The organism is Pseudomonas sp. TH43 (assembly GCF_016650635.1).
Classification (GTDB): domain Bacteria; phylum Pseudomonadota; class Gammaproteobacteria; order Pseudomonadales; family Pseudomonadaceae; genus Aquipseudomonas.
In genome coordinates, this window is sequence record NZ_JAEKFI010000003.1 from 412,181 (window position 1) to 432,942 (window position 20,762).

At 58.1% G+C, this 20,762-nt stretch carries 16 protein-coding genes; 4 read left to right on the plus strand and 12 right to left on the minus strand.

Going from position 1 to position 20,762, the window contains the following annotated elements:
- Positions 1–89: 89 nt before the first annotated feature.
- From odhB to sdhC, 6 genes are all read right to left on the minus strand, one after another.
- A complete protein-coding gene (gene odhB, locus JFT81_RS11410) occupies positions 90–1,313 on the minus strand; it encodes a 2-oxoglutarate dehydrogenase complex dihydrolipoyllysine-residue succinyltransferase (protein ID WP_201227391.1) in 1,224 nt (407 codons plus the stop codon).
- A gap of 42 nt (positions 1,314–1,355) precedes the next feature.
- Positions 1,356–4,187 (minus strand): 2-oxoglutarate dehydrogenase E1 component, encoded by a 2,832-nt coding sequence (locus JFT81_RS11415; RefSeq protein ID WP_201227392.1) that lies wholly within the window; start codon positions 4,185–4,187, stop codon positions 1,356–1,358.
- A 251-nt stretch (positions 4,188–4,438) separates the two neighbouring features.
- A complete protein-coding gene (locus JFT81_RS11420; protein ID WP_201148226.1) occupies positions 4,439–5,143 on the minus strand; it encodes a succinate dehydrogenase iron-sulfur subunit in 705 nt (234 codons plus the stop codon).
- Positions 5,144–5,154: 11 nt separating this feature from the next.
- A complete protein-coding gene (gene sdhA, locus JFT81_RS11425; protein ID WP_201148227.1) occupies positions 5,155–6,927 on the minus strand; it encodes a succinate dehydrogenase flavoprotein subunit in 1,773 nt (590 codons plus the stop codon).
- A gap of 3 nt (positions 6,928–6,930) precedes the next feature.
- The gene (gene sdhD / locus JFT81_RS11430; protein ID WP_007977503.1) at positions 6,931–7,299 is read right to left on the minus strand and encodes a succinate dehydrogenase, hydrophobic membrane anchor protein; all 369 of its coding nucleotides are present in this window, start codon (positions 7,297–7,299) and stop codon (positions 6,931–6,933) included.
- Positions 7,293–7,667 carry a succinate dehydrogenase, cytochrome b556 subunit gene (gene sdhC, locus JFT81_RS11435; protein ID WP_045122948.1) on the minus strand — a complete coding sequence of 125 codons (375 nt, stop codon included), beginning with the start codon at positions 7,665–7,667 and terminating at the stop codon, positions 7,293–7,295. Before sdhC ends, sdhD begins: the two co-directional genes overlap by 7 nt.
- A 362-nt stretch (positions 7,668–8,029) precedes the next feature.
- Here sdhC and gltA point away from each other — a divergent pair, with 362 nt between their 5' ends.
- Positions 8,030–9,319, plus strand: a complete 1,290-nt coding sequence (gene gltA / locus JFT81_RS11440; RefSeq protein ID WP_008077946.1) for a citrate synthase — start codon at positions 8,030–8,032, stop codon at positions 9,317–9,319.
- A gap of 1,051 nt (positions 9,320–10,370) precedes the next feature.
- On the opposite strand, the gene JFT81_RS11445 is transcribed toward gltA, so the two are convergent.
- From JFT81_RS11445 to JFT81_RS11455, 3 genes are all read right to left on the minus strand, one after another.
- Positions 10,371–12,029 carry a cation acetate symporter gene (locus JFT81_RS11445; RefSeq protein ID WP_158831984.1) on the minus strand — a complete coding sequence of 553 codons (1,659 nt, stop codon included), beginning with the start codon at positions 12,027–12,029 and terminating at the stop codon, positions 10,371–10,373.
- The gene (locus JFT81_RS11450) at positions 12,026–12,337 is read right to left on the minus strand and encodes a DUF485 domain-containing protein (protein ID WP_201148229.1); all 312 of its coding nucleotides are present in this window, start codon (positions 12,335–12,337) and stop codon (positions 12,026–12,028) included. Before JFT81_RS11450 ends, JFT81_RS11445 begins: the two co-directional genes overlap by 4 nt.
- A 239-nt stretch (positions 12,338–12,576) precedes the next feature.
- Entirely contained in the window at positions 12,577–13,428 is an 852-nt protein-coding gene (locus tag JFT81_RS11455; protein ID WP_201227393.1) for a glycine betaine ABC transporter substrate-binding protein, read from the minus strand.
- Positions 13,429–13,729: 301 nt separating this feature from the next.
- Between JFT81_RS11455 and JFT81_RS11460 the strand changes: the two genes are divergently transcribed.
- A complete protein-coding gene (locus tag JFT81_RS11460) occupies positions 13,730–15,325 on the plus strand; it encodes a beta (1-6) glucans synthase (RefSeq protein ID WP_201227394.1) in 1,596 nt (531 codons plus the stop codon).
- Positions 15,326–15,421: 96 nt separating this feature from the next.
- Here JFT81_RS11460 and JFT81_RS11465 read toward each other — a convergent pair whose 3' ends face one another.
- Positions 15,422–15,790 carry a hypothetical protein gene (locus JFT81_RS11465; RefSeq protein WP_201227395.1) on the minus strand — a complete coding sequence of 123 codons (369 nt, stop codon included), beginning with the start codon at positions 15,788–15,790 and terminating at the stop codon, positions 15,422–15,424.
- Between the two features lie 224 nt (positions 15,791–16,014).
- Between JFT81_RS11465 and JFT81_RS11470 the strand changes: the two genes are divergently transcribed.
- Entirely contained in the window at positions 16,015–17,313 is a 1,299-nt protein-coding gene (locus JFT81_RS11470; RefSeq protein WP_201227396.1) for a serine/threonine protein kinase, read from the plus strand.
- A complete protein-coding gene (locus JFT81_RS11475; RefSeq protein WP_201227397.1) occupies positions 17,306–18,094 on the plus strand; it encodes a VacJ family lipoprotein in 789 nt (262 codons plus the stop codon). Before JFT81_RS11470 ends, JFT81_RS11475 begins: the two co-directional genes overlap by 8 nt.
- Positions 18,095–18,275: 181 nt before the next feature.
- On the opposite strand, the gene JFT81_RS11480 is transcribed toward JFT81_RS11475, so the two are convergent.
- Positions 18,276–19,190 (minus strand): DUF808 domain-containing protein, encoded by a 915-nt coding sequence (locus JFT81_RS11480; protein WP_201227398.1) that lies wholly within the window; start codon positions 19,188–19,190, stop codon positions 18,276–18,278.
- Between the two features lie 66 nt (positions 19,191–19,256).
- Positions 19,257–20,708: an efflux transporter outer membrane subunit gene (locus tag JFT81_RS11485; protein WP_277952783.1), complete on the minus strand. Its 1,452-nt coding sequence runs from the start codon at positions 20,706–20,708 to the stop codon at positions 19,257–19,259.
- Between the last annotated feature and the right edge of the window lie 54 nt (positions 20,709–20,762).

Here is a 20,762-nt window from a genome sequence, read left to right on the forward strand (position 1 = left end):
CTCTTTTTTGCAGCAAGCGTGAAGCCGCAAGCCTCAAGCCAAACTGCGGTTACTCGCAGCTTGCAGCTTGAGACTTGCAGCTGCTTCTATCAAATATCCAGCAACAGACGAGCCGGATCTTCCAGCAGGTTCTTGATGGTCACCAGGAAGGTCACAGCTTCTTTGCCATCGATCAGACGGTGATCGTAGGACAGTGCCAGGTACATCATCGGACGGATAACGACCTGACCATTGATGGCCATAGGACGCTGGATGATGTTGTGCATGCCCAGAATCGCTGCCTGCGGCGGGTTGACGATCGGGGTCGACATCATCGAACCGAAGGTACCACCGTTGGTGATGGTGAAGGTACCACCGGTCATCTCGTCCATCGACAGTTTGCCGTCACGGGCTTTTTTGCCGAATGTTGCGATGCCGCCTTCGATTTCAGCCAGGCTCATCAGTTCGGCGTTACGCAGAACCGGAACAACCAGGCCACGGTCGCTGGAAACGGCAACGCCGATGTCCGCGTAGCCGTGGTAAACGATGTCGCCGCCGTCGATCGACGCGTTGACAGCCGGGAAGCGTTTCAGCGCTTCGGTGGCCGCTTTCACGAAGAACGACATGAAGCCCAGGCGTACGCCGTTGTGGGACTTCTCGAACAGATCCTTGTACTTCGAACGCAGGGCCATGACTTCGGTCATGTCGACTTCGTTGAAAGTGGTCAGCATCGCCATGTTCGACTGAGCTTCAACCAGACGCTTGGCCACAGTGGCACGAACGCGGGTCATCGGTACGCGCTTCTCGATGCGGTCGCCAGCGGCGAACACAGGAGCGGCAGCCGAAGGAGCAGCAGCCTTGGCAGGTGCGGCAGCCGGTGCGGCTTTCTTGGCAGCAACAGCAGCAACCACGTCTTCCTTGGTCACACGACCGCCCTTGCCGGTGCCGGCAACGGAAGCGATGTTGATGCCGTTTTCTTCAGCCAGCTTGCGCGCGGCTGGAGCAGCAACAGGATCGTCTTCGCCTTCACCAGCAGCCGGTGCAGCGGCTGCAGCGGTTGGAGCAGCAGCGGCGGCTGGAGCAGCGGCAGCAGCGCCGCCCGCTTCGATGGAGCCCAGGACTTCGTCGGACAGAACGGTGTCGCCTTCGTTCTTGACGATTGCGCCCAGCACGCCGTCAGCAGTAGCCAGAACTTCCAGTACGACCTTGTCAGTTTCGATGTCAACGATCAGATCGTCGCGCTTGACAGCGTCGCCCGGTTTTTTGTGCCAGGTGGCAACGGTGCCATCGGCAACCGATTCCGGGAAAGTGGGGGCTTTGATCTCGATAGCCATTATCTGTAGTTCCTTAAATTCGGTTTCAGGTGCGCGAAGGCATTAAACGGTAAACGCGGCTTGCAGGAGACTTTCCTGCTGCTCGGCGTGCATCGATGCGTAACCACAAGCAGGTGCAGCAGAAGCCTCACGGCCCGCGTACTCAAGTACGAGAGACTTGTCGAGGTTGCTGATGCTACGACGCAAGTGATGCTGGCTGCAGTACCAGGCACCCTGGTTCATCGGCTCTTCCTGACACCAAACGGCATGCTTGACGTTGGTATAAGGAGCCAGGACTTCTTTCAAGTCGTCCTCAGGGAATGGGTACAGCTGCTCGATACGCACGATGGCGATATCGTCACGGCCTTCGGCACGGCGTTTTTCCAGCAGGTCGTAGTAAACCTTGCCGCTACACAGAACAACGCGCTCGACCTTTTTCGGGTCCAGAGTATCGATTTCCGGGATCACGGTCTGGAACGAACCTTCGGCCAGATCTTCCAGTGTCGAGATGGCCAGCTTGTGGCGCAGCAGCGACTTCGGCGTCAGTACGATCAACGGCTTGCGCAGTGGGCGAATCACCTGACGACGCAGCAAGTGGTAGATCTGAGCTGGCGTGGTCGGAACGGCGACCTGAATATTGTGCTCGGCACACAATTGCAGGTAACGCTCAAGACGTGCCGAGCTGTGCTCAGGGCCCTGACCTTCGTAACCGTGTGGCAACAGCATGGTCAGACCGCAGAGACGGCCCCACTTGTGCTCGCCACTGGTGATGAACTGGTCGATTACAACCTGTGCACCGTTGGCGAAGTCGCCGAACTGGGCTTCCCAGATCACCAGCGCGTCCGGCGTGGTGGTCGAGTAGCCGTATTCGAAAGCCAATACCGCTTCTTCCGACAGGAACGAGTCGTACAGGTCAAAGCGTGGCTGACCGTCGTACAAGTGCGCCAGAGGAATGTAGGTACCCGCGTCCTTTTGGTTGTGCAGGACAGCGTGACGGTGCGAGAACGTACCGCGGCCGATGTCCTGACCCGTCATGCGGATCGGGTGACCTTCGAACGCCAGGGTTGCGTACGCCATGGTTTCGGCATAACCCCAGTTGATCGGCAGGCCGCCGGCTTGCATCTTCTGACGGTCTTCGTAGATCTTCGCAACCTGACGCTGAACCACGAAGCCTTCCGGAATTTCCAGCAGCTTGGCGGACAGTTCCTGCAGGGTCTTCAGATCAAAGCGAGTGTCGTGACGCGCAGTCCAGGCGTGGCCCAGATACGGACGCCAGTCCACGAACAGCTCTTTGTTCGGCTCTTTGACCAGCGATTTCACTACGTGCAGACCGTTGTCCAGCGCGTTGCGGTATTCGTCGACCTTGGCCTGAACACGTTCAACGTCCAGTACACCGGACTGGGTCAGACGATCAGCGTACAGCTCACGCGTGGTGCGCTGTTTGGTGATCTGCTGATACATCAGAGGCTGGGTGCCGCTTGGCTCGTCGGCCTCGTTGTGGCCGCGACGACGGTAGCAGACCAGGTCGATCACCACGTCACGCTTGAACTGCATGCGGTAATCAATCGCCAGCTGAGTCACGAACAACACGGCTTCCGGATCATCGCCATTCACATGGAGGATCGGCGCCTGGATCATCTTCGCAACGTCGGTGGCGTACTCGGTGGAACGCGAGTCCAGCGGGTTGCTGATGGTGAAACCAACCTGGTTGTTGATCACGATGTGCACGGTGCCGCCGGTTTTGAAACCGCGGGTCTGCGACATCTGGAAGGTTTCCATGACCACGCCCTGACCTGCAAATGCAGCATCACCGTGGATGGAGATCGGCAGAACCTTCTCACCAGTCGGGTCGTTACGACGATCCTGACGGGCGCGAACCGAACCTTCTACCACCGGGGAAACGATTTCCAGGTGGGACGGGTTGAACGCCATGGCCAGGTGAACTTCACCGCCGGCGGTCATCACGTTGGAAGAGAAGCCCTGGTGGTATTTAACGTCACCGGAACCCAGCTCGACCTTTTTCTTGCCTTCGAACTCGTCGAACAGCTCACGCGGGTTCTTGCCGAAGGTGTTGACCAGCACGTTCAGACGGCCACGGTGGGCCATGCCGATGACGACTTCCTTGGTGCCGTAGGAACCGGAACGCTGGATCAGTTCGTCGAGCATCGGAATCAGGCTTTCGCCGCCTTCCAGACCGAAACGCTTGGTACCCGGGTATTTGGTGCCCAGGTATTTCTCCAGGCCTTCACCGGCAGTCACGCGCTCAAGCAGGTGGCTCTTGATGTCGGCGGAGTACGTCGGACGACCACGCACGCTTTCCAGACGCTGCTGGAACCACTGGCGCTGCTCGGAATCGGTGATGTGCGTGAATTCAGCGCCGATGGTGCGGCAATATGTCTGCTGCAACGCTTCGTGAATTTCGCGTAGGCTCGCTTCCTCTTTGCCGATGAACAGGTCGCCGGCACGGAAGGTCGTATCAAGATCGGCATTGGTCAAGCCGTAATGATTGATCGACAGGTCTGCAGGTGCAGGACGCTGCCACAGCCCCAGCGGGTCAAGCTGGGCTGCCTGGTGGCCACGCATACGGTAGGCCTGGATCAATCGCAGCACTTCAACTTGCTTCTTCTCGTGCTCACTGCTCACGCTGCCGGCGGAAACCGGTTGAGCGCGGCGCTGGTTCTTTGCCAGCAGCACGAAATGATCGCGAATTGTGGAGTGCGAAACATCAGTGGCAGAGTTGCCGTCGGCAGGCAACTTCTGAAAGTAGGTGCGCCACTCTTCTGGCACAGCGTTAGGGTCGTGCAGGTAGAGCTCATAAAGCTCTTCCACATAGGCAGCGTTTCCACCTGAAAGGTAGGCGCTGTTCCACATGCGCTGCATCACGCTTTCTTGCATGCTTGGTCACCCTCGGTTAGGGGAACACCATCGATGTCGACACCGAGCAAACTTGCAGAAGTCCGAATGCAGCGACTAAAACAAGCCACTTAGGATCACACTGATAGTCCGGGTACCAGCCCGGATGCCCCTGCTTGTCTCATTTCTTCAAAATAAGAGCGGCAGCTTGTGGCTACTGCTCTGGTTATAGCCATGACGCGGGTTGAAGCCCGCGCCACAGCCTCTACGGTACAGCGGTTACAGCAGCTGAATCACACGCCGCTCGAAAGCAGCATGTTACGGATGTGACCGATGGCCTTAGTCGGGTTCAGGCCTTTCGGACATACGTTGACGCAGTTCATGATGCCCCGGCAGCGGAATACGCTGAACGGGTCATCGAGCGAAGCCAGACGCTCGCTGGTCTTGGTGTCACGGCTGTCTGCCAGGAAGCGATAAGCTTGCAGCAGTGCAGCTGGACCCAGGAACTTGTCCGGGTTCCACCAGAAGGACGGGCAAGAGGTCGAGCAGCAAGCGCACAGGATGCACTCGTACAGACCGTCGAGCTTTTCACGCTCTTCAGGCGACTGCAGACGCTCGATGGCCGGAGCCGGCGTGTCGTTCTGCAGGTAAGGCTTCACCTTCTCGTATTGCTTGTAGAAGATGCTCATATCGACGACCAGGTCACGGATAACCGGCAAACCTGGCAGCGGACGAACAACCAACTTGTTACCTTTTACAACGGCAGACAGCGGCGTGATGCACGCCAGACCGTTCTTGCCGTTGATGTTCATGCCGTCGGAGCCGCAGACGCCTTCACGGCAAGAGCGACGATAGGAGAAACCCTCGTCCTGCTCTTTGATCAGGGCCAGCACGTCCAGCACCATCAGGTCTTTACCACCGGTATCGACCTGGAATTCCTGCATGAACGGCGCAGCGTCCTGATCAGGGTTGTAGCGATAAACACTGACTTTCAACATGGCGGTCACCCTTAATAAGTCCGGACTTTAGGTTCGAAAGTCGGAACAGTCTTCGGCGAGAAGTTCACGGCACGCTTGGTGACGCGCTTGTCACCCGGGAAGTACAGGGTGTGGCACAGCCAGTTTTCGTCGTCACGATCTTCGAAGTCTTCACGGGCGTGAGCACCGCGCGACTCTTTACGGACTTCGGCAGCGATGGCGGTAGCTTCAGCCACTTCCAGCAGGTTTTGCAGTTCCAGCGCTTCGATACGGGCAGTGTTGAACGCCTGCGACTTATCGTTGATCTTCACGTTGGCGATGCGGGTACGCAGGTCAGCGAGCTGAGCGATACCTTTCTGCATGTATTCGCCAGTGCGGAATACGCCGAAGTAGTTCTGCATGCAGCTTTGCAGCTCGCGACGCAGGGTTGCAACGTCTTCGCCATCGGTACGGCTGTTCAGCGCGTTCAGACGCGACAGTGCAGCTTCGATATCGGCTTCGGTAGCGTCGTCGTATTCGATGCCGTCGGTCAGCGCTTTTTCCAGGTGCAGGCCGGCAGCGCGGCCGAATACCACCAGGTCGAGCAGCGAGTTGCCGCCCAGACGGTTGGCACCGTGAACCGATACGCAAGCCACTTCACCTACCGCGAACAGACCAGGAATGATCTGATCCACGCCTTCGGCGTTCTGGGTGATCGCCTGGCCATGAATGTTGGTGGCAACGCCGCCCATCATATAGTGGCAAGTCGGAACAACCGGAACCGGCGCAACAACCGGGTCAACGTGAGCGAACGTCTTCGACAGTTCGCAGATGCCTGGCAGACGGCTGTGCAGCACTTCCTCGCCCAAGTGGTCGAGTTTGAGCATTACGTGATCGCCATTCGGACCGCAACCGTTGCCGGCGATGATTTCCTTAACCATCGAGCGAGCAACCACGTCACGACCGGCAAGGTCTTTGGCGTTCGGAGCATAACGCTCCATGAAACGCTCGCCGTGCTTGTTGATCAGGTAACCACCTTCACCACGGCAACCTTCTGTAACCAGTACACCGGCGCCGGCGATGCCGGTCGGGTGGAACTGCCACATTTCAATGTCTTGTACCGGCACGCCAGCACGCAGAGCCATGCCGACGCCATCACCTGTGTTGATCAGGGCGTTGGTGGTGGATGCATAGATACGACCTGCACCGCCGGTAGCCAATACGGTGGCTTTAGCGCGGATGTAGGTGGTTTCGCCGGTTTCGATGCAGATTGCGATCACACCGACGAAGTCGCCTTCCTGGTTTTTCACCAGATCGACAGCGTAGTACTCGTTCAGGAACGTGGTACCGGCTTTCAGGTTGCCCTGATAAAGGGTGTGCAGCAGCGCGTGACCGGTACGGTCGGAAGCGGCGCAAGTACGGGCAGCCTGCCCGCCTTTACCGTAGTCCTTGGACTGACCACCGAACGGACGCTGGTAGATACGGCCTTGCTCGGTACGCGAGAACGGCATACCCATGTGGTCCAGCTCGTAAACGGCAGCCGGGCCTTCCTGACACATGTATTCGATAGCGTCCTGGTCACCGATGTAGTCGGAACCCTTGACGGTATCGTACATGTGCCAGCGCCAGTCATCGTTCGGGTCAGCGGACGCGATGGCGCAAGTGATACCGCCCTGGGCGGACACCGTGTGCGAACGGGTCGGGAAGACCTTGGTGATCACGGCAGTCTTGTGACCGCCCTGCGCCAGTTGCAGCGCAGCGCGCATGCCGGCACCGCCACCACCAATAATGATGGCGTCGAAAGAAATCGTTGGAATGTTAGCCATGAATCAGATACCCCAGAGAATCTGCACACCCCAGACGAAGTAAGCGAACATCGCGACGCCGCATACTGCCTGGAAAAGGAAACGTACTGCAGTCGCGGACTTGCCCAGCGCCATCGGCGTCAGGTAGTCGGTCGCGATGGTCCACATGCCGACCCAGGCGTGAGCGCCAAGGGCAACGAGGGCCAGCAGACTGAAGATACGCATCCCGTTGTGAGCGAACAGGCCGTGCCACTGGTCGTAGCCAATGCCTGGATTCGCTGCAAGGTATCCGATCAGGAAGATGAAATAAGCCGCGAGAACAACCGCAGACACACGTTGCGCCATCCAGTCATAGAGGCCCGAACGCGAAAGGTTCGTAACGCTGGTTACCATATCCAAACTCCTGCCAGAACGATCAGCACCACGGAAATGGCGATGATGATTTTCGAGCCCAGGCGGCCGCCTTCCAGCGTCTCACCGATGCCCATGTCCATGATCAAGTGGCGCACACCGGCTACCAGGTGATACAGCAGAGCGGACAGGAGGCCCCATGCTACGAACTTGGCCAGCGGGCTGGTCAAGCATGCCTTCACTTCGGCAAAACCTTCCTCGGAACCCAGGGATTTGCCCAATGCATAAAGCATGAAGCCGAGGCCCAGGAAGAGGATGATGCCGGAAACACGGTGAAGAAACGACGTAACGCCGGTGATGGGGAGTTTGATGGTCCTTAGGTCTAGGTTTACAGGTCGTTGGCTTTTCACGGCTTTTTTTTCACACTGAAGAGCCCCTAACAATCAGGGCAAAGTTGTTGGGGAGTGCACTGGTCAGGTAACCACCACCCAGGGATGCGACCCCCAATAAAGCAGGCCCAAAAGCCCTTGGCGGTCGGTGGCCGAGTATAGACAGTTAGGCTACTAATGACAACGCAATCACCTACCCCAAATAGCTGATTGCACAAGTCGTATAAAAGGCGTAAATGGCAGTCAATTTCGAGGAAAAAGTGCGCTTAAAGCCTTCTGGAGCAAGACTTTAGGCAAATTGACATTCGAATTTATCTCACTATAGTGGTGCGGGCCCTGCGTGGGGGGTCTGTCTGATGGTTCAAGCATAAATAGGAGGCCACATGGCTGACAAAAAAGCGCAGTTGATCATCGAGGGCGCAGCCCCCGTCGAGCTGCCCATTTTAACCGGCACCGTTGGTCCCGATGTAATCGATGTTCGGGGCCTGACGGCCACGGGCCGCTTCACTTTCGACCCTGGTTTCATGTCGACCGCCTCGTGCGAGTCGAAGATCACCTATATCGACGGCGACAACGGCATTCTGTTGCACCGCGGCTACCCGATCGAACAACTGGCTGAAAAGTCGGACTACCTGGAAACCTGCTATCTGCTGCTCAACGGCGAATTGCCGACTGCAGAACAGAAGGCCCAGTTCGTCAGCACCGTGAAAAACCACACGATGGTTCACGAGCAGTTGAAAACCTTCTTCAACGGTTTCCGTCGCGACGCCCACCCGATGGCCGTCATGTGCGGTGTAGTCGGCGCCCTCTCGGCCTTCTACCACGACTCCCTGGACATCAATAACCCGCAGCATCGCGAAATCTCCGCGATCCGCCTGGTTGCCAAGATGCCGACCCTGGCAGCGATGGTTTACAAGTACTCCATGGGCCAACCCATGATGTACCCGCGCAACGATCTGACGTACGCGGAAAACTTCCTGCACATGATGTTCAACACCCCGTGCGAGATCAAACCGATCAGCCCGGTGCTCGCCAAGGCCATGGACCGGATCTTCATCCTCCACGCCGACCACGAGCAGAACGCATCGACTTCCACCGTACGCCTCGCGGGCTCTTCGGGTGCCAACCCGTTCGCCTGTATCGCCGCCGGTATCGCCGCACTGTGGGGCCCTGCCCACGGCGGTGCGAACGAAGCTGTGCTGACCATGCTTGATGAAATTGGCGATGTTTCGAACATCGACAAGTTCATCGCCAAGGCCAAGGACAAGAACGATCCGTTCAAACTGATGGGCTTCGGTCACCGCGTTTACAAAAACCGCGATCCGCGTGCCACTGTAATGAAGCAGACCTGCGACGAAGTGTTGAAAGAGCTGGGCATCAAGGACGACAAGCAACTCGAACTGGCCATGCGCCTGGAAGAGATCGCCCTGACCGACCCGTACTTCATCGAACGCTCGCTGTACCCGAACGTCGACTTCTACTCGGGGATTATCCTCAAGGCGATCGGCATTCCTACCAGCATGTTCACTGTGATTTTCGCCCTGGCACGTACTGTTGGCTGGATTTCGCACTGGAAAGAGATGCTTTCGAGCCCGTACAAGATTGGCCGTCCGCGCCAGTTGTATACCGGTTATGAGTCGCGTGATCTGACCAAGCTGGAAGACCGCAAATAAGACCTGTCTTGCGATAATGTCTTGAAGTTGTACCGGGAACGGCCTCTATTTATATAGGGGCCGTTTTTGTTTGTCTGGGATTTCGGGATTTGGGTGTATATCCGTTGCTGCGGTTGCTGCCGCTGGCGGTTTCGCTCTTACAGCGAGTCACTTTTCCAAACGCCGAAAAGGTAACCCAAAAGGCTTGGCCCCGGCGTACGGCACTTCGCCTAGGCTCAGTGTTCCCTCGCTACGGTGTCCATCCGGGGGCATCGTCTACGGTTTGCTGCGCTGCACCTCCTCTCGATGTGTTTGGCTTCGCCAAACGGCGCTGCGCGCCTAAACCCCGGATGAACACCTCCGCTCGGCCTGCCGAAGGGGCAAAAAATCAAAAGCCAAAGCAAGATCACAAACCAGATCAAAAGCCAGCCCCCCCTCACCCTAGCCCTCCCGAAACGTCGGACCGCCCAAAGGGAGAGGGAACTGTTCGAGGTGCTTGGGAGAGGAACGCCAACATGGAATACCGAGTCGAACGCGTATTTTGAAAAGCCCACCAATCGGCCCCCTCTCCCTCGGGAGAGGGCTGGGGTGAGGGGCGAGAACACCACAAGAACCAAAGCCAAGCACGCTGTGCTCCTCACCACTCAACACGATGAGCGTTAGCTCGAGTAAAGCTCTTGATCTAGAAGGCCCGTCGGCAGGCTGAGTGGAGGGATTGATCCGGGGGTGGGAGCGCAGCGACCGTTTGGCGAAGCCAAATGCATCGAGAGGAGGTGCAGCGAAGCAAACCGTAGGCGATGCGCCCGGATCGATCCCGAAGCGAAGGAACCCGAGCCTAAGCGAGGGCCGTACGTCAGGGTAAAGCCTTTTGGGTTACCTTTTCGGCGTTTGGAAAAGGTGACTCGCCGTAAGGGCGAAACCCTAAGCAGCCATCACCGCAGCAACGGATATACACACACAAACCACCAACCACACAGCCCCGCCGTCCGATAACCGCCCAATAAAAAATGCCCCGATCTCTCGACCAGGGCATTCAGTAAAACGCTACAACTTACCTATAAGCATCAAACGATCAATGCGAAACCGCCCCACTCGCCCCCAACCCCGTCTGCGAACGCACAAATTGCGGGAAGAACAGCGCCCGCTCTTTATCCGCTGCCGCCGACTTGTCAGTAATCGAGAAGAACCAGATACCCACAAAGGCAATGATCATCGAAAACAGCGCCGGATACTCGTAAGGGAAGATCGCCTTCTCATGATGCAGAATCTGCACCCAAATGGTCGGACCAAGAATCATCAGCCCCACCGCACTCACCAGACCCAGCCAACCGCCGATCATCGCGCCACGCGTGGTCAGCTTCTTCCAGTACATCGAAAGCAACAACACCGGGAAGTTGCAGCTCGCCGCAATCGAGAACGCCAGGCCAACCATGAACGCGATGTTCTGGCTTTCGAACAGGATGCCCAAGCCAATCGCCAGGATCCCCAGTGCGATCGTGGTGATCTTCGAAACGCGAATCTCATCCTTGTCGTTGGCTTTGCCCTTTTTGATCACACTGGCATACAGGTCGTGAGACACCGCCGAGGCACCGGCCAGGGTCAGACCCGCCACAACCGCCAGAATGGTCGCGAACGCTACCGCCGAGATAAACCCAAGGAAAATACTGCCGCCCACCGCGTCAGCCAGGTGCACCGCCGCCATGTTGTTACCGCCGAGCAGAGCACCCGCTGCATCTTTAAAGGCCGGGTTGGTGCTGACCAGCAGGATCGCGCCGAAGCCGATGATGAAGGTCAGGATATAGAAGTAACCAATAAAGCCAGTCGCGTACAGCACGCTCTTACGGGCTTCCTTAGCGTCACTCACAGTGAAGAAGCGCATCAGGATATGCGGCAGGCCAGCGGTACCGAACATCAGCGCCAGACCCAACGAGAACGCCGAAATCGGATCTTTCACCAGACCGCCCGGGCTCATGATCGCCTCACCTTTGGGGTGAACCTTGATCGCCTCGGAGAACAGCATGTTGAAGTCGAAGTTGACGTGCTTCATCACCATCAGCGCCATGAACGAGGCACCGGACAGCAATAGCACAGCCTTGATGATCTGCACCCAGGTGGTCGCCAGCATGCCGCCGAACAGCACGTACATGCACATCAGGATGCCGACCAGAATCACCGCGACGTAATAGTCGAGACCGAACAGCAGCTGGATCAGCTTGCCGGCGCCAACCATTTGCGCGATCAGGTAAAACGCCACCACCACCAGCGAACCGCAGGCAGACAGGGTGCGGATCTGGGTTTGCCCGAGGCGGTAGGACGCCACGTCGGCAAAAGTGTATTTACCCAGGTTACGCAGGCGCTCGGCGATCAGGAACAGAATGATCGGCCAGCCCACCAGGAAGCCGATCGAGTAGATCAGGCCATCGTAGCCGGAGGTGAACACCAGCGCGGAAATCCCCAGGAAGGACGCCGCCGACATGTAGTCGCCAGCAATCGCCAGACCGTTCTGGAAACCGGTGATCTTGCCGCCCGCCGCATAGTAGTCGGCGGCCGACTTGTTACGCTTGGACGCCCAGTAAGTGATGCACAGGGTCGCACCCACGAACACCACGAACATGGCGATCGCGGCGACGTTCAGCGGTTGTTTGTGGACTTCGCCGGTCAGGGCATCAGCCGCCCACACAGCCGGCGCGAACGCCGAGATGCTCAGAAGAGCCAGTAGACGCCGGATCATTGCTGAGCCTCCTTGAGAATCGCATTGTTCAGGTCGTCAAACTCGCCATTGGCGCGGCGCACGTAGATAGCGGTCAGGATGAAGGCCGAGACAATCAGGCCGACACCAATCGGGATGCCCCAGGTAATCGAAGACTCAGGACTGAGTTTTGCCCCGAGCACTTGCGGCCCGTAGGCGATAAGAAGGATGAATCCGGAGTAGAGCCCGAGCATGATCGCCGAGAGTATCCAGGCGAACTTTTCCCTTTTTCGCACCAGCTCCTTGAATCGGGGACTGTTTTGAATCGAGAGGTAAATGCTGTCGTTCATTGTTTTTATCCTCGCAGCACAGATTATTGTTGGAACATAGCTAATGTATGCGGCTGCGGGAGCGGTTCCAGACGACCTTAGTAGTAGAAGGCCATGACACTTTTGCCAATTTCCAGCACACACAAAAAACTGTGGGAGCGAGCCTGCTCGCGAAGGCGTCGGATCAGTCGATATTTGTATCAACTGACAGATCGCTTTCGCGAGCAGGCTCGCTCCTACAGGTTATGGTGGTGAAGCTTTTATTTGGTCCAGTCAGCTACGCGATCCGGGTGCTTGGCAACCCAGGCCTTGGCTGCGGCCTCAGGCTTGGCACCGTCCTGAATCGCCAGCATCACTTCGCCGATTTCGTCTTTCGACGCCCACTGGAAGTTTTTCAGGAACTTGGCCACTTCCGGCGCTTTGGCGTCGAGTTCTTTGCTGCCGATGCTGTTGACGGTTTCAGCCGCGCCATACACGCCTTTCGGGTCGTCGAGGAAGCGCAGTTTCCACTTGGCGAACATCCAGTGCGGCACCCAACCAGTGACGGCGATGGATTCGTTTTTCTTCTCGGCACGGGTCAGTTCGGCAATCATGCCGGCGCCGGAACTGGCCTTGAGGCTGTATTTGTCGAGGCCGTAGTCCTTGATCGCCTGATCGGTCTTGAGCATCACGCCTGAACCGGCGTCGATGCCGACGATGCGATTTTTGAAGGTGTCGTCGGTTTTCAGGTCTTCGATGGACTTGGCTTTGACGTACTCCGGCACGATCAGACCGATTTTTGCATCCTTGAAGTTCGGGCCGTAATCGACGACCAGATCCTTGTTCTTCGCCCAATATTCGCCGTGGGTCACTGGCAGCCAGGCCGATAGCATGGCGTCGAGTTTGCCGGTGGCAACACCCTGCCACATGATCCCGGTAGCAACGGCTTGCAGTTTCACGTCATAGCCGAGTTTCTGTTTGATCACTTCGGCGGCTACGTGGGTAGTCGCAACGCTGTCGGACCAGCCGTCAACGTAACCGATGTTCAGGGTCTGTTTTTCAGCGCTGGCGAAAGTGGAGCTCATCGCAAGCACCAGTGCGGCACCTGCGCCTAAAAGTCGTCGCATCTTCATCGTTACTTCCCCGAAATGCTGCGCCCGACGGATGACGGGCGACGTCAACGTATTGTTATGGTGCACAGCGCCCCCATCACGCCTGACCGCAAACTCGTTGGAACATCAGCGCGATTTATCAATAAGGGTACTGACGGCTTTGATAATCAACCTGACGACCAACGCGACCTGCTCTGTCAGCGACCTCAAGACAACGAGAAACGACATCAGAAGGCCATTAACTGCGTCTATATAAATGACGCCAAATAATCCGCCCGAACTTTGCATGTCAAAATCATGCGAGCCACCTGCCCCCTGTTAAATGCAGGTAACATGCGTCGCTTTGCAGCCACTCGGCCTGACCATGTCCGCGACTTCCCGCTTGCCCTTTCTGCCTTATCTCTTCGCCTGCCTGCTCGGGCTGTTTGCACTCTGCGGTTTCTGGTACGGCCTCGGCAAACCGGTGATCCTGCCGGATGCCGCAACGCCAACCCACAAGCTGCAATGCGCCTCCTACACGCCGTTCGACAAAGACCAGTCGCCCTTCGACGTGCCGTTCAAGTTGCGCCCGGAGCGCATGGACGCCGACCTCACCCTGCTGGCAACACGCTTTGAATGCATTCGCACCTACTCGATGACCGGCCTCGAAGCGCTGCCGGATCTGGCGCGCAAGCATGGCCTGAAATTGATGATCGGCGCCTGGGTCAACAGCAACCCGGTGGACACCGAAAAGGAAGTCGACCTGCTGATCAAATCGGCCAACGCCAACCCGGATGTGGTCAGTGCGGTAATCGTCGGCAACGAAGCGTTGTTGCGTAAAGAAGTTACCGGTGGGCAACTGGTGAAGCTGATCAACAAGGTCAAAGGCCAGATCAAACAACCCGTGACCTACGCCGATGTCTGGGAGTTTTGGCAAAAACACCCCGAAATCGCCCCTGCCGTGGATTTCATAACGATCCATTTGCTGCCGTACTGGGAAGACCATCCATCAAACATCGACGTGGCCTTATCGCAGCTGACTGACGTGCGAGAGATGTTTGGAAAAATGTTTGCGCCCAAAGACGTGATGATCGGGGAAACGGGCTGGCCAAGCGAAGGACGCCAACGCCGGACCGCCCTGCCAAGTCGCGCGAATGAGGCCAAATTCATTCGTGGCTTTGTCAGTCTGGCTGAACAAAAGGGCTGGAACTACAACCTGATCGAAGCCTTCGACCAACCATGGAAGCGCGCGAGTGAGGGCGCGGTCGGCGGTTATTGGGGGCTGTTCGATGCCGATCGTCAGGACAAGGGCATACTCGCCGGGCCAGTAACGAACGTACCGTACTGGAAAGAATGGCTGGCAGTCGGTGGTTTGATTTTCCTTGGCACGCTGCTGTTGGGCGGCCGTGTTCGCAGCACGCGCGCAGCACTGCTGCTGCCGTTGCTGGGCGCCCTCGCCGCCTGCTCGATTGGCGCCTGGGGTGATCTGGCGCGTGTGACTACAAGGTTTGCCAGCGAATGGCTGTGGGTTGGCTTGCTGACCACGTTGAATCTGTTGGTGCTGGCGCACGCTGCACTGACACTGAGCGCACGAACGGGCTGGCGTGAACGGGCTTTCAATCTGCTGGAACGGCGCGCGGGCTGGCTGGTCGCAGCGGCTGGTTTTGCCGCGGCGGTGATGATGCTCGAGATGGTTTTTGATCCGCGGTATCGCAGCTTTGCGAGCATGGCGTTTGTGCTGCCGGCGCTGGTTTACCTGTGCCGGCCGGTGAGCGTGCCGCGTCGGGAGATTGCTCTGCTGACCTTTATTGTCGGTGCGGGGATTGCGCCGCAGTTGTATCAGGAAGGTTTGCAGAATCAGCAGGCGTGGGGTTGGGCGTTGGTGAGTGCGTTGATGGTCGCCGCCCTGTGGCGCTGTCTTGGTGTTCGAAAAGTCTGATCTTCAGCGAGACATCAGGCCTCTTCGCGAGCAGGCTCGCTCCCACAGGGATTGCATTCCAAAGGTGGGAGCGAGCCTGCTCGCGAAGACAGATTATCAGGCGTTACGGGTAGCTCTGACCAAACGCAACCCGGCAATCACCAACGCAAACACCGCCAACGTCGTGTTGTACAACGCCAATGCCGGTACCCCGAACACCAGCGCCAACACCGCCATCCACCACCCCGCCCGCCCGGGCAAGACAAAGCCGATCAGTGCGGCACCCAGCGCCGTCCAGCCCAGCACCTTGAAGTGAATCATCAGCCCAAGGTTGGCGCGCAACTGGCATTCCCAGCGGCTGGCCTCATCCACGCAGATGCCGACCCACTTGCCGTCTTCCATAAAGCCATAACGCGCGCCATAACTGGCAGCCAGCCACAGCGGCAATAAAATGAGCAGCAGTATCACGGGCAAGCGGCGGGACATGAAACACTCCAATCTTCGGAAATCGGCGGCCAGCTTAATCTGCCCCCAGCCGTGTGCAAGCGCTAACAACAGTTAACTGTTCATTCTGTGGGTGCAAAGTGTATCGTCCAGCTACTATTACTCCGAATTCAGCCTGTTTGGTGCCGAGGCATGGCACTTTGGCGCAACCCCGGTGGTCATAGCCTGCGAACTTCATTCGGCACCTTCCTCTAAGGGATCTAGTCATGCTCCGTTCCTTGCGCTTCGCCGCGCTGTTCTGCGGCCTTATTTCGAGTGCGTCCGCACTGGCGGTGGATATCGACGCCGCCAGTTATGGCTACCCCCTCACCAACCCGTTCGAGGCGACCATCGCCACGACGCCGCCGGACTTGCGTCCCGAGTTGCCGCTGGACGACGACATCAATCAGTCGGATCGCAGCCTCACACTGCGCCCGGAGCGTGCGTTCATCCTGCCGGACAACTTCTGGGCAGTGAAAAAACTCACCTACCGCATCGCCGAACAGGACAAGCCCGCACCGCTGATCTTCCTGATCGCCGGCACCGGCGCGCGCTATGACAGCACGCTCAACGAATACTTGAAAAAGCTTTACTACAAAGCCGGTTACCACGTCGTGCAACTGTCGTCGCCGACCAGTTTCGACTTCATCAGCGCCGCCTCACGCTTCGCCACCCCAGGCGTGACCAAGGAAGACGCCGAAGACATGTACCGGGTGATGCAGGCGGTGCGGGCACAGAACCCGAAACTGCCGGTCACCGAGTACTACCTGACCGGTTACAGCCTCGGCGCCCTGGATGCCGCGTTCGTCGCGCATCTGGATGAAACCCGTCGCAGCTTCAACTTCAAGAAAGTCCTGCTGCTCAACCCGCCAGTCAATCTCTACACGTCGATCAGCAACCTCGACAAACTGGTGCAGACTGAAGTCAAAGGCATCAACAACAGCACCACGTTCTACGAATTGGTGCTCAACAAGTTGACCCGCTACTTCCAGCAGAAAGGTTACATCGACCTCAACGATGCCCTGCTGTATGACTTCCAGCAGTCCAAGCAGCATTTGACCAACGAGCAGATGGCGATGCTGATCGGCACCTCGTTCCGCTTCTCGGCAGCGGACATCGCCTTTACCTCGGACTTGATCAACCGTCGCGGCCTGATTACTCCACCGAAATTTCCGATCACCGAAGGCACCAGCCTCACGCCGTTCCTCAAACGTGCGCTGCAATGCGACTTCGATTGCTACCTGACCGATCAGGTGATTCCGATGTGGCGCGCGCGCACTGATGGCGGCAGCCTGCTGCAACTGATCGATCAGGCCAGCCTGTACGCACTCAAGGACTACCTGCACGACAGCCCGAAAATCGCGGTAATGCACAACGCCGACGACGTGATCCTCGGCCCGGGTGACCTCGGTTTCCTGCGCAAGACGTTTGGTGATCGCCTGACCGTTTATCCTTACGGCGGCCATTGCGGCAACATTAACTATCGCGTCAACAGCGACGCCATGCTGGAGTTCTTCCGTGGCTAAATATCTCCTGCTGATTGCAGCGCTCCTCTGCGCAGGCGTGGCCCAGGCCGACAACAGTAAAGCCAACGCTCCGGTGGTGGTCGACAATGACGGTTTCAAGGAACCGCTGTCCAAACTCAAGTTCAACCCGGGGCTCGACCAGCGTGAATTCGAACGTTCGACGCTCAACGCACTGAACGTCTACGACCCGCTGGAGGAGTGGAACCGTCGCGTCTACCACTTCAACTACCGCTTCGACCAATGGGTGTTCCTGCCGGTGGTCGATGGTTATCGCTACGTCACGCCGAGCTTCGTGCGTACGGGCGTGAGCAACTTCTTCAACAACCTCGGTGACGTGCCGAACCTGATCAACAGCTTGCTGCAGTTCAAGGGCCAGCGTTCGATGGAAACCACTGCACGTCTGTTGTTCAACACCACCATCGGCATCGGCGGCCTGTGGGATCCGGCGACGGCCATGGGCCTGCCGCGTCAGAGCGAAGACTTCGGCCAGACACTGGGTTTCTATGGCGTACCGGGCGGTGCCTACTTCGTGCTGCCGATCCTCGGCCCGTCGAACATTCGTGACACCGCTGGCCTGGCCGTGGATTACACAGCCGAATCGGCAATCAACTTCCTCAATGTCTCGGAGGTCAGCTCTGACCATCCGGAAATCTGGGCCCTGCGCGCCGTCGACAAGCGCTACCAGACCAGCTTCCGCTACGGCCAGATGAACTCGCCGTTCGAATACGAGAAAGTGCGTTACGTGTACACCGAAGCCCGCAAGTTGCAGATCGCCGAATAGTTTTCGGCAGACACAAAAAAGGGCCATTCGATGCGAGTCGAATGGCCCTTTTTCATGACACGACAAAGATCAAATTGTAGGAGCAAAGCTTGCTCGCGAAAGCGGTGTGTCAGTGAAGTCAATATGAACTGACACAATGCTTTCGCGAGCAAGCTTTGCTCCTACAAGAAGGCTGATGTGTTTAGCCTTTGATGGCGCGCCAGATTTTGCCAACGACGGAAACCACCGCCAGCACCACCGCACCAGCGATGATCCCCGCGACACCGTTGAGCAACAGCGGCACCGCAAACCCAGCAGAACCGGCCGCCGCGCCAACACCTTCGATCCAGTGATGCACCACCGGCACGCCGTGAGTCAGGATGCCGCCACCGACCAGGAACATCGCCGCCGTACCCACCACCGACAGGGTTTTCATCATGTACGGCGCCGCGCTCAAAATGCCGCTGCCGATTTTTTTCGCAAACTGCCCAGGCTTCTGGGTCAGCCACAGGCCGAGGTCGTCGAGTTTGACGATGCCCGCCACCAGACCGTAAACACCCACGGTCATGACGATGGCGATACCCGACATCACGATCACTTGCTGAGTCAGCGAAGCGTCTGCCACGGTGCCCAATGTGATGGCGATGATTTCCGCCGACAGAATAAAGTCGGTGCGGATAGCGCCTTTGATCTTGTCCTTTTCATACGCCACCAGATCGGTCGCCGGGTCGGCCACGGCTTCTGTCAATTGCGCATGCCCGGCCTCGTCTTCAGCTTCGCTGTGCAAAAACTTGTGCGCGAGCTTCTCGAAACCTTCGAAACACAGGTAGGCACCGCCAACCATCAGCAACGGCGTCACCAGCCACGGTACGAACGCACTGATCGCCAACGCCGACGGCACCAGGATCAGTTTGTTGACGAACGAGCCCTTGGCCACCGCCCAGACCACGGGAATTTCCCGCTCGGCACGTACGCCGGAGACTTGCTGGGCGTTGAGCGCCAGATCATCGCCCAGCACCCCGGCGGTCTTCTTGGCGGCCATTTTGGTCATCAATGCAACGTCATCCAGAACGGTGGCGATGTCATCGATCAGCACCAGCAAACTGCTTCCTGCCATGGGTCAGGCTTCCTACGTAAAAAAGTGCGCGCAGCATACCGTGCGGGCCGCTCACAGGCGAGACAGTCAAGGCGCCTGCCAGCCACCGCCCAGGCTTTGAAACAACGCCACACTGCCCTGACTGAGCAATCCTTGCGTGTCACGCAGGTTTTGCTCAGCTTGCAGCAACACTAACTGTTGAGTGAGTACGGCTTGTTGGCTGACCGTTCCCGCCCGCAATTGAGCTTCCTGGCTGCCAAACAATCGCTGGTTGCGCTGGAACATCTGCGCGTATGCCTGCTCTTGAATGTGCAGGTGATTGATCGCCGACAAATTGTCCTCGACGTTCTGCAACGCGCCCAACACTGTGCCACGATAATTGGCGACATCCTGATCGTAAGTGGCTTCGACCTCCTGCTTGGCCGCCGCGCGAGCGCCACCGTCGAAGATTGTTTCGGCCAACGCCGGACCGAGCGTCCAGATACGATTGGGTACTGAAAACAGACCGCCCAGCGCCGTACCGCGAAAACCGCCTTCGGCGGTCAGGCTCAAGGTCGGGAAGAACGCCGCCTCGGCAACCCCGATTCTCGCGTTCGCGGCGGCCGCCAAACGCTCGGCGGACACTACGTCCGGGCGGCGTAGCAACAGACTCGACGGCACAACCGGTGGCGGCAGCGGCATGACAAAACGATAGTCACCGGCCTTGGGCAGATTGAACTGCGCAGGCGCCAGCCCCACCAACACCGCCAGCGCATGTTCAGCCTGCTCGCGTGAGCGTTGGGCCGTTTGCAGGGCACTAATCACCGTGCTCAATTGATCCTGCGCCACCAGCAACTGATCGTTGGTCGCGGTGCCCTGCACCGTTTGCGCTTGAATCATCGTCAGCAATTGTTGATTGATCGTCTGTTGGCGCTGCAACAGGTCGATGTCGATATCCAGCTGCCGCAATCCCAGATAGTTGGTCGCCACGCTGGCACCGATGGACAGGCGCACGCCGGCGAGCAAAGCATCAGACGATTGCAGCGAGGCTTGGCTCGACTCGATGCCGCGTCGTACCTGCCCCCACAAATCCGGCTCCCAACTGGCGCTGAGGGTGGCGCTGACGGTTTGCTCAACGCTGCCGCCTCCGCTGCCGGTCAGGCCGCTGGTGGTGCTGCCGCTGGCCCCGCCGCCAACCCCGCGCGCACCGGACAACCCCACGCCCACGGTTGGCCACAACCCGGCGCGACTGGATGCCACTTGCGCCTGCGCCAAGCGATACGCAGCCTCGGCGGCGATGATCGATTGATTGGCCTTGGCCGAGCGCTCAACCAGATCATTCAGCACTGGGTCCTGATAAGCCCGCCACCACTGGCTGTCCAGCGCACCTTGCGGATTGGACACAGCACGCTGCCACTGCGCGCCCTCCTTGAACGAAGTCGGCAGTTCAGTCGCCGGTTTTTGATAATCCGGCCCGACCATGCAACCGCTCAATAACAGGAATACCCCCATTAAAAGTGGGAGCGAGCCTGCTCGCGAAAGCGGTTTTACAGCCGACATGAATGTTGAATGATCCAACGCCTTCGCGAGCAGGCTCGCTCCTGCAGGGGATTT

What these genes read in the sequence shown, in the direction of transcription:
- JFT81_RS11485 (WP_277952783.1), bottom strand. Translation starts at nt 20,708, where the DNA reads ATGTCGGCTGTAAAACCGCTTTCGCGAGCAGGCTCGCTCCCACTTTTA.
- JFT81_RS11450 (WP_201148229.1), bottom strand. Translation starts at nt 12,337, where the DNA reads ATGAACGACAGCATTTACCTCTCGATTCAAAACAGTCCCCGATTCAAG.
- odhB (WP_201227391.1), bottom strand. Translation starts at nt 1,313, where the DNA reads ATGGCTATCGAGATCAAAGCCCCCACTTTCCCGGAATCGGTTGCCGAT.
- JFT81_RS11415 (WP_201227392.1), bottom strand. Translation starts at nt 4,187, where the DNA reads ATGCAAGAAAGCGTGATGCAGCGCATGTGGAACAGCGCCTACCTTTCA.
- JFT81_RS11445 (WP_158831984.1), bottom strand. Translation starts at nt 12,029, where the DNA reads ATGATCCGGCGTCTACTGGCTCTTCTGAGCATCTCGGCGTTCGCGCCG.
- JFT81_RS11480 (WP_201227398.1), bottom strand. Translation starts at nt 19,190, where the DNA reads ATGGCAGGAAGCAGTTTGCTGGTGCTGATCGATGACATCGCCACCGTT.
- JFT81_RS11465 (WP_201227395.1), bottom strand. Translation starts at nt 15,790, where the DNA reads ATGTCCCGCCGCTTGCCCGTGATACTGCTGCTCATTTTATTGCCGCTG.
- sdhA (WP_201148227.1), bottom strand. Translation starts at nt 6,927, where the DNA reads ATGGCTAACATTCCAACGATTTCTTTCGACGCCATCATTATTGGTGGT.
- JFT81_RS11455 (WP_201227393.1), bottom strand. Translation starts at nt 13,428, where the DNA reads ATGAAGATGCGACGACTTTTAGGCGCAGGTGCCGCACTGGTGCTTGCG.
- JFT81_RS11420 (WP_201148226.1), bottom strand. Translation starts at nt 5,143, where the DNA reads ATGTTGAAAGTCAGTGTTTATCGCTACAACCCTGATCAGGACGCTGCG.
- JFT81_RS11460 (WP_201227394.1), top strand. Translation starts at nt 13,730, where the DNA reads ATGCAGGTAACATGCGTCGCTTTGCAGCCACTCGGCCTGACCATGTCC.
- sdhD (WP_007977503.1), bottom strand. Translation starts at nt 7,299, where the DNA reads ATGGTAACCAGCGTTACGAACCTTTCGCGTTCGGGCCTCTATGACTGG.
- JFT81_RS11470 (WP_201227396.1), top strand. Translation starts at nt 16,015, where the DNA reads ATGCTCCGTTCCTTGCGCTTCGCCGCGCTGTTCTGCGGCCTTATTTCG.
- gltA (WP_008077946.1), top strand. Translation starts at nt 8,030, where the DNA reads ATGGCTGACAAAAAAGCGCAGTTGATCATCGAGGGCGCAGCCCCCGTC.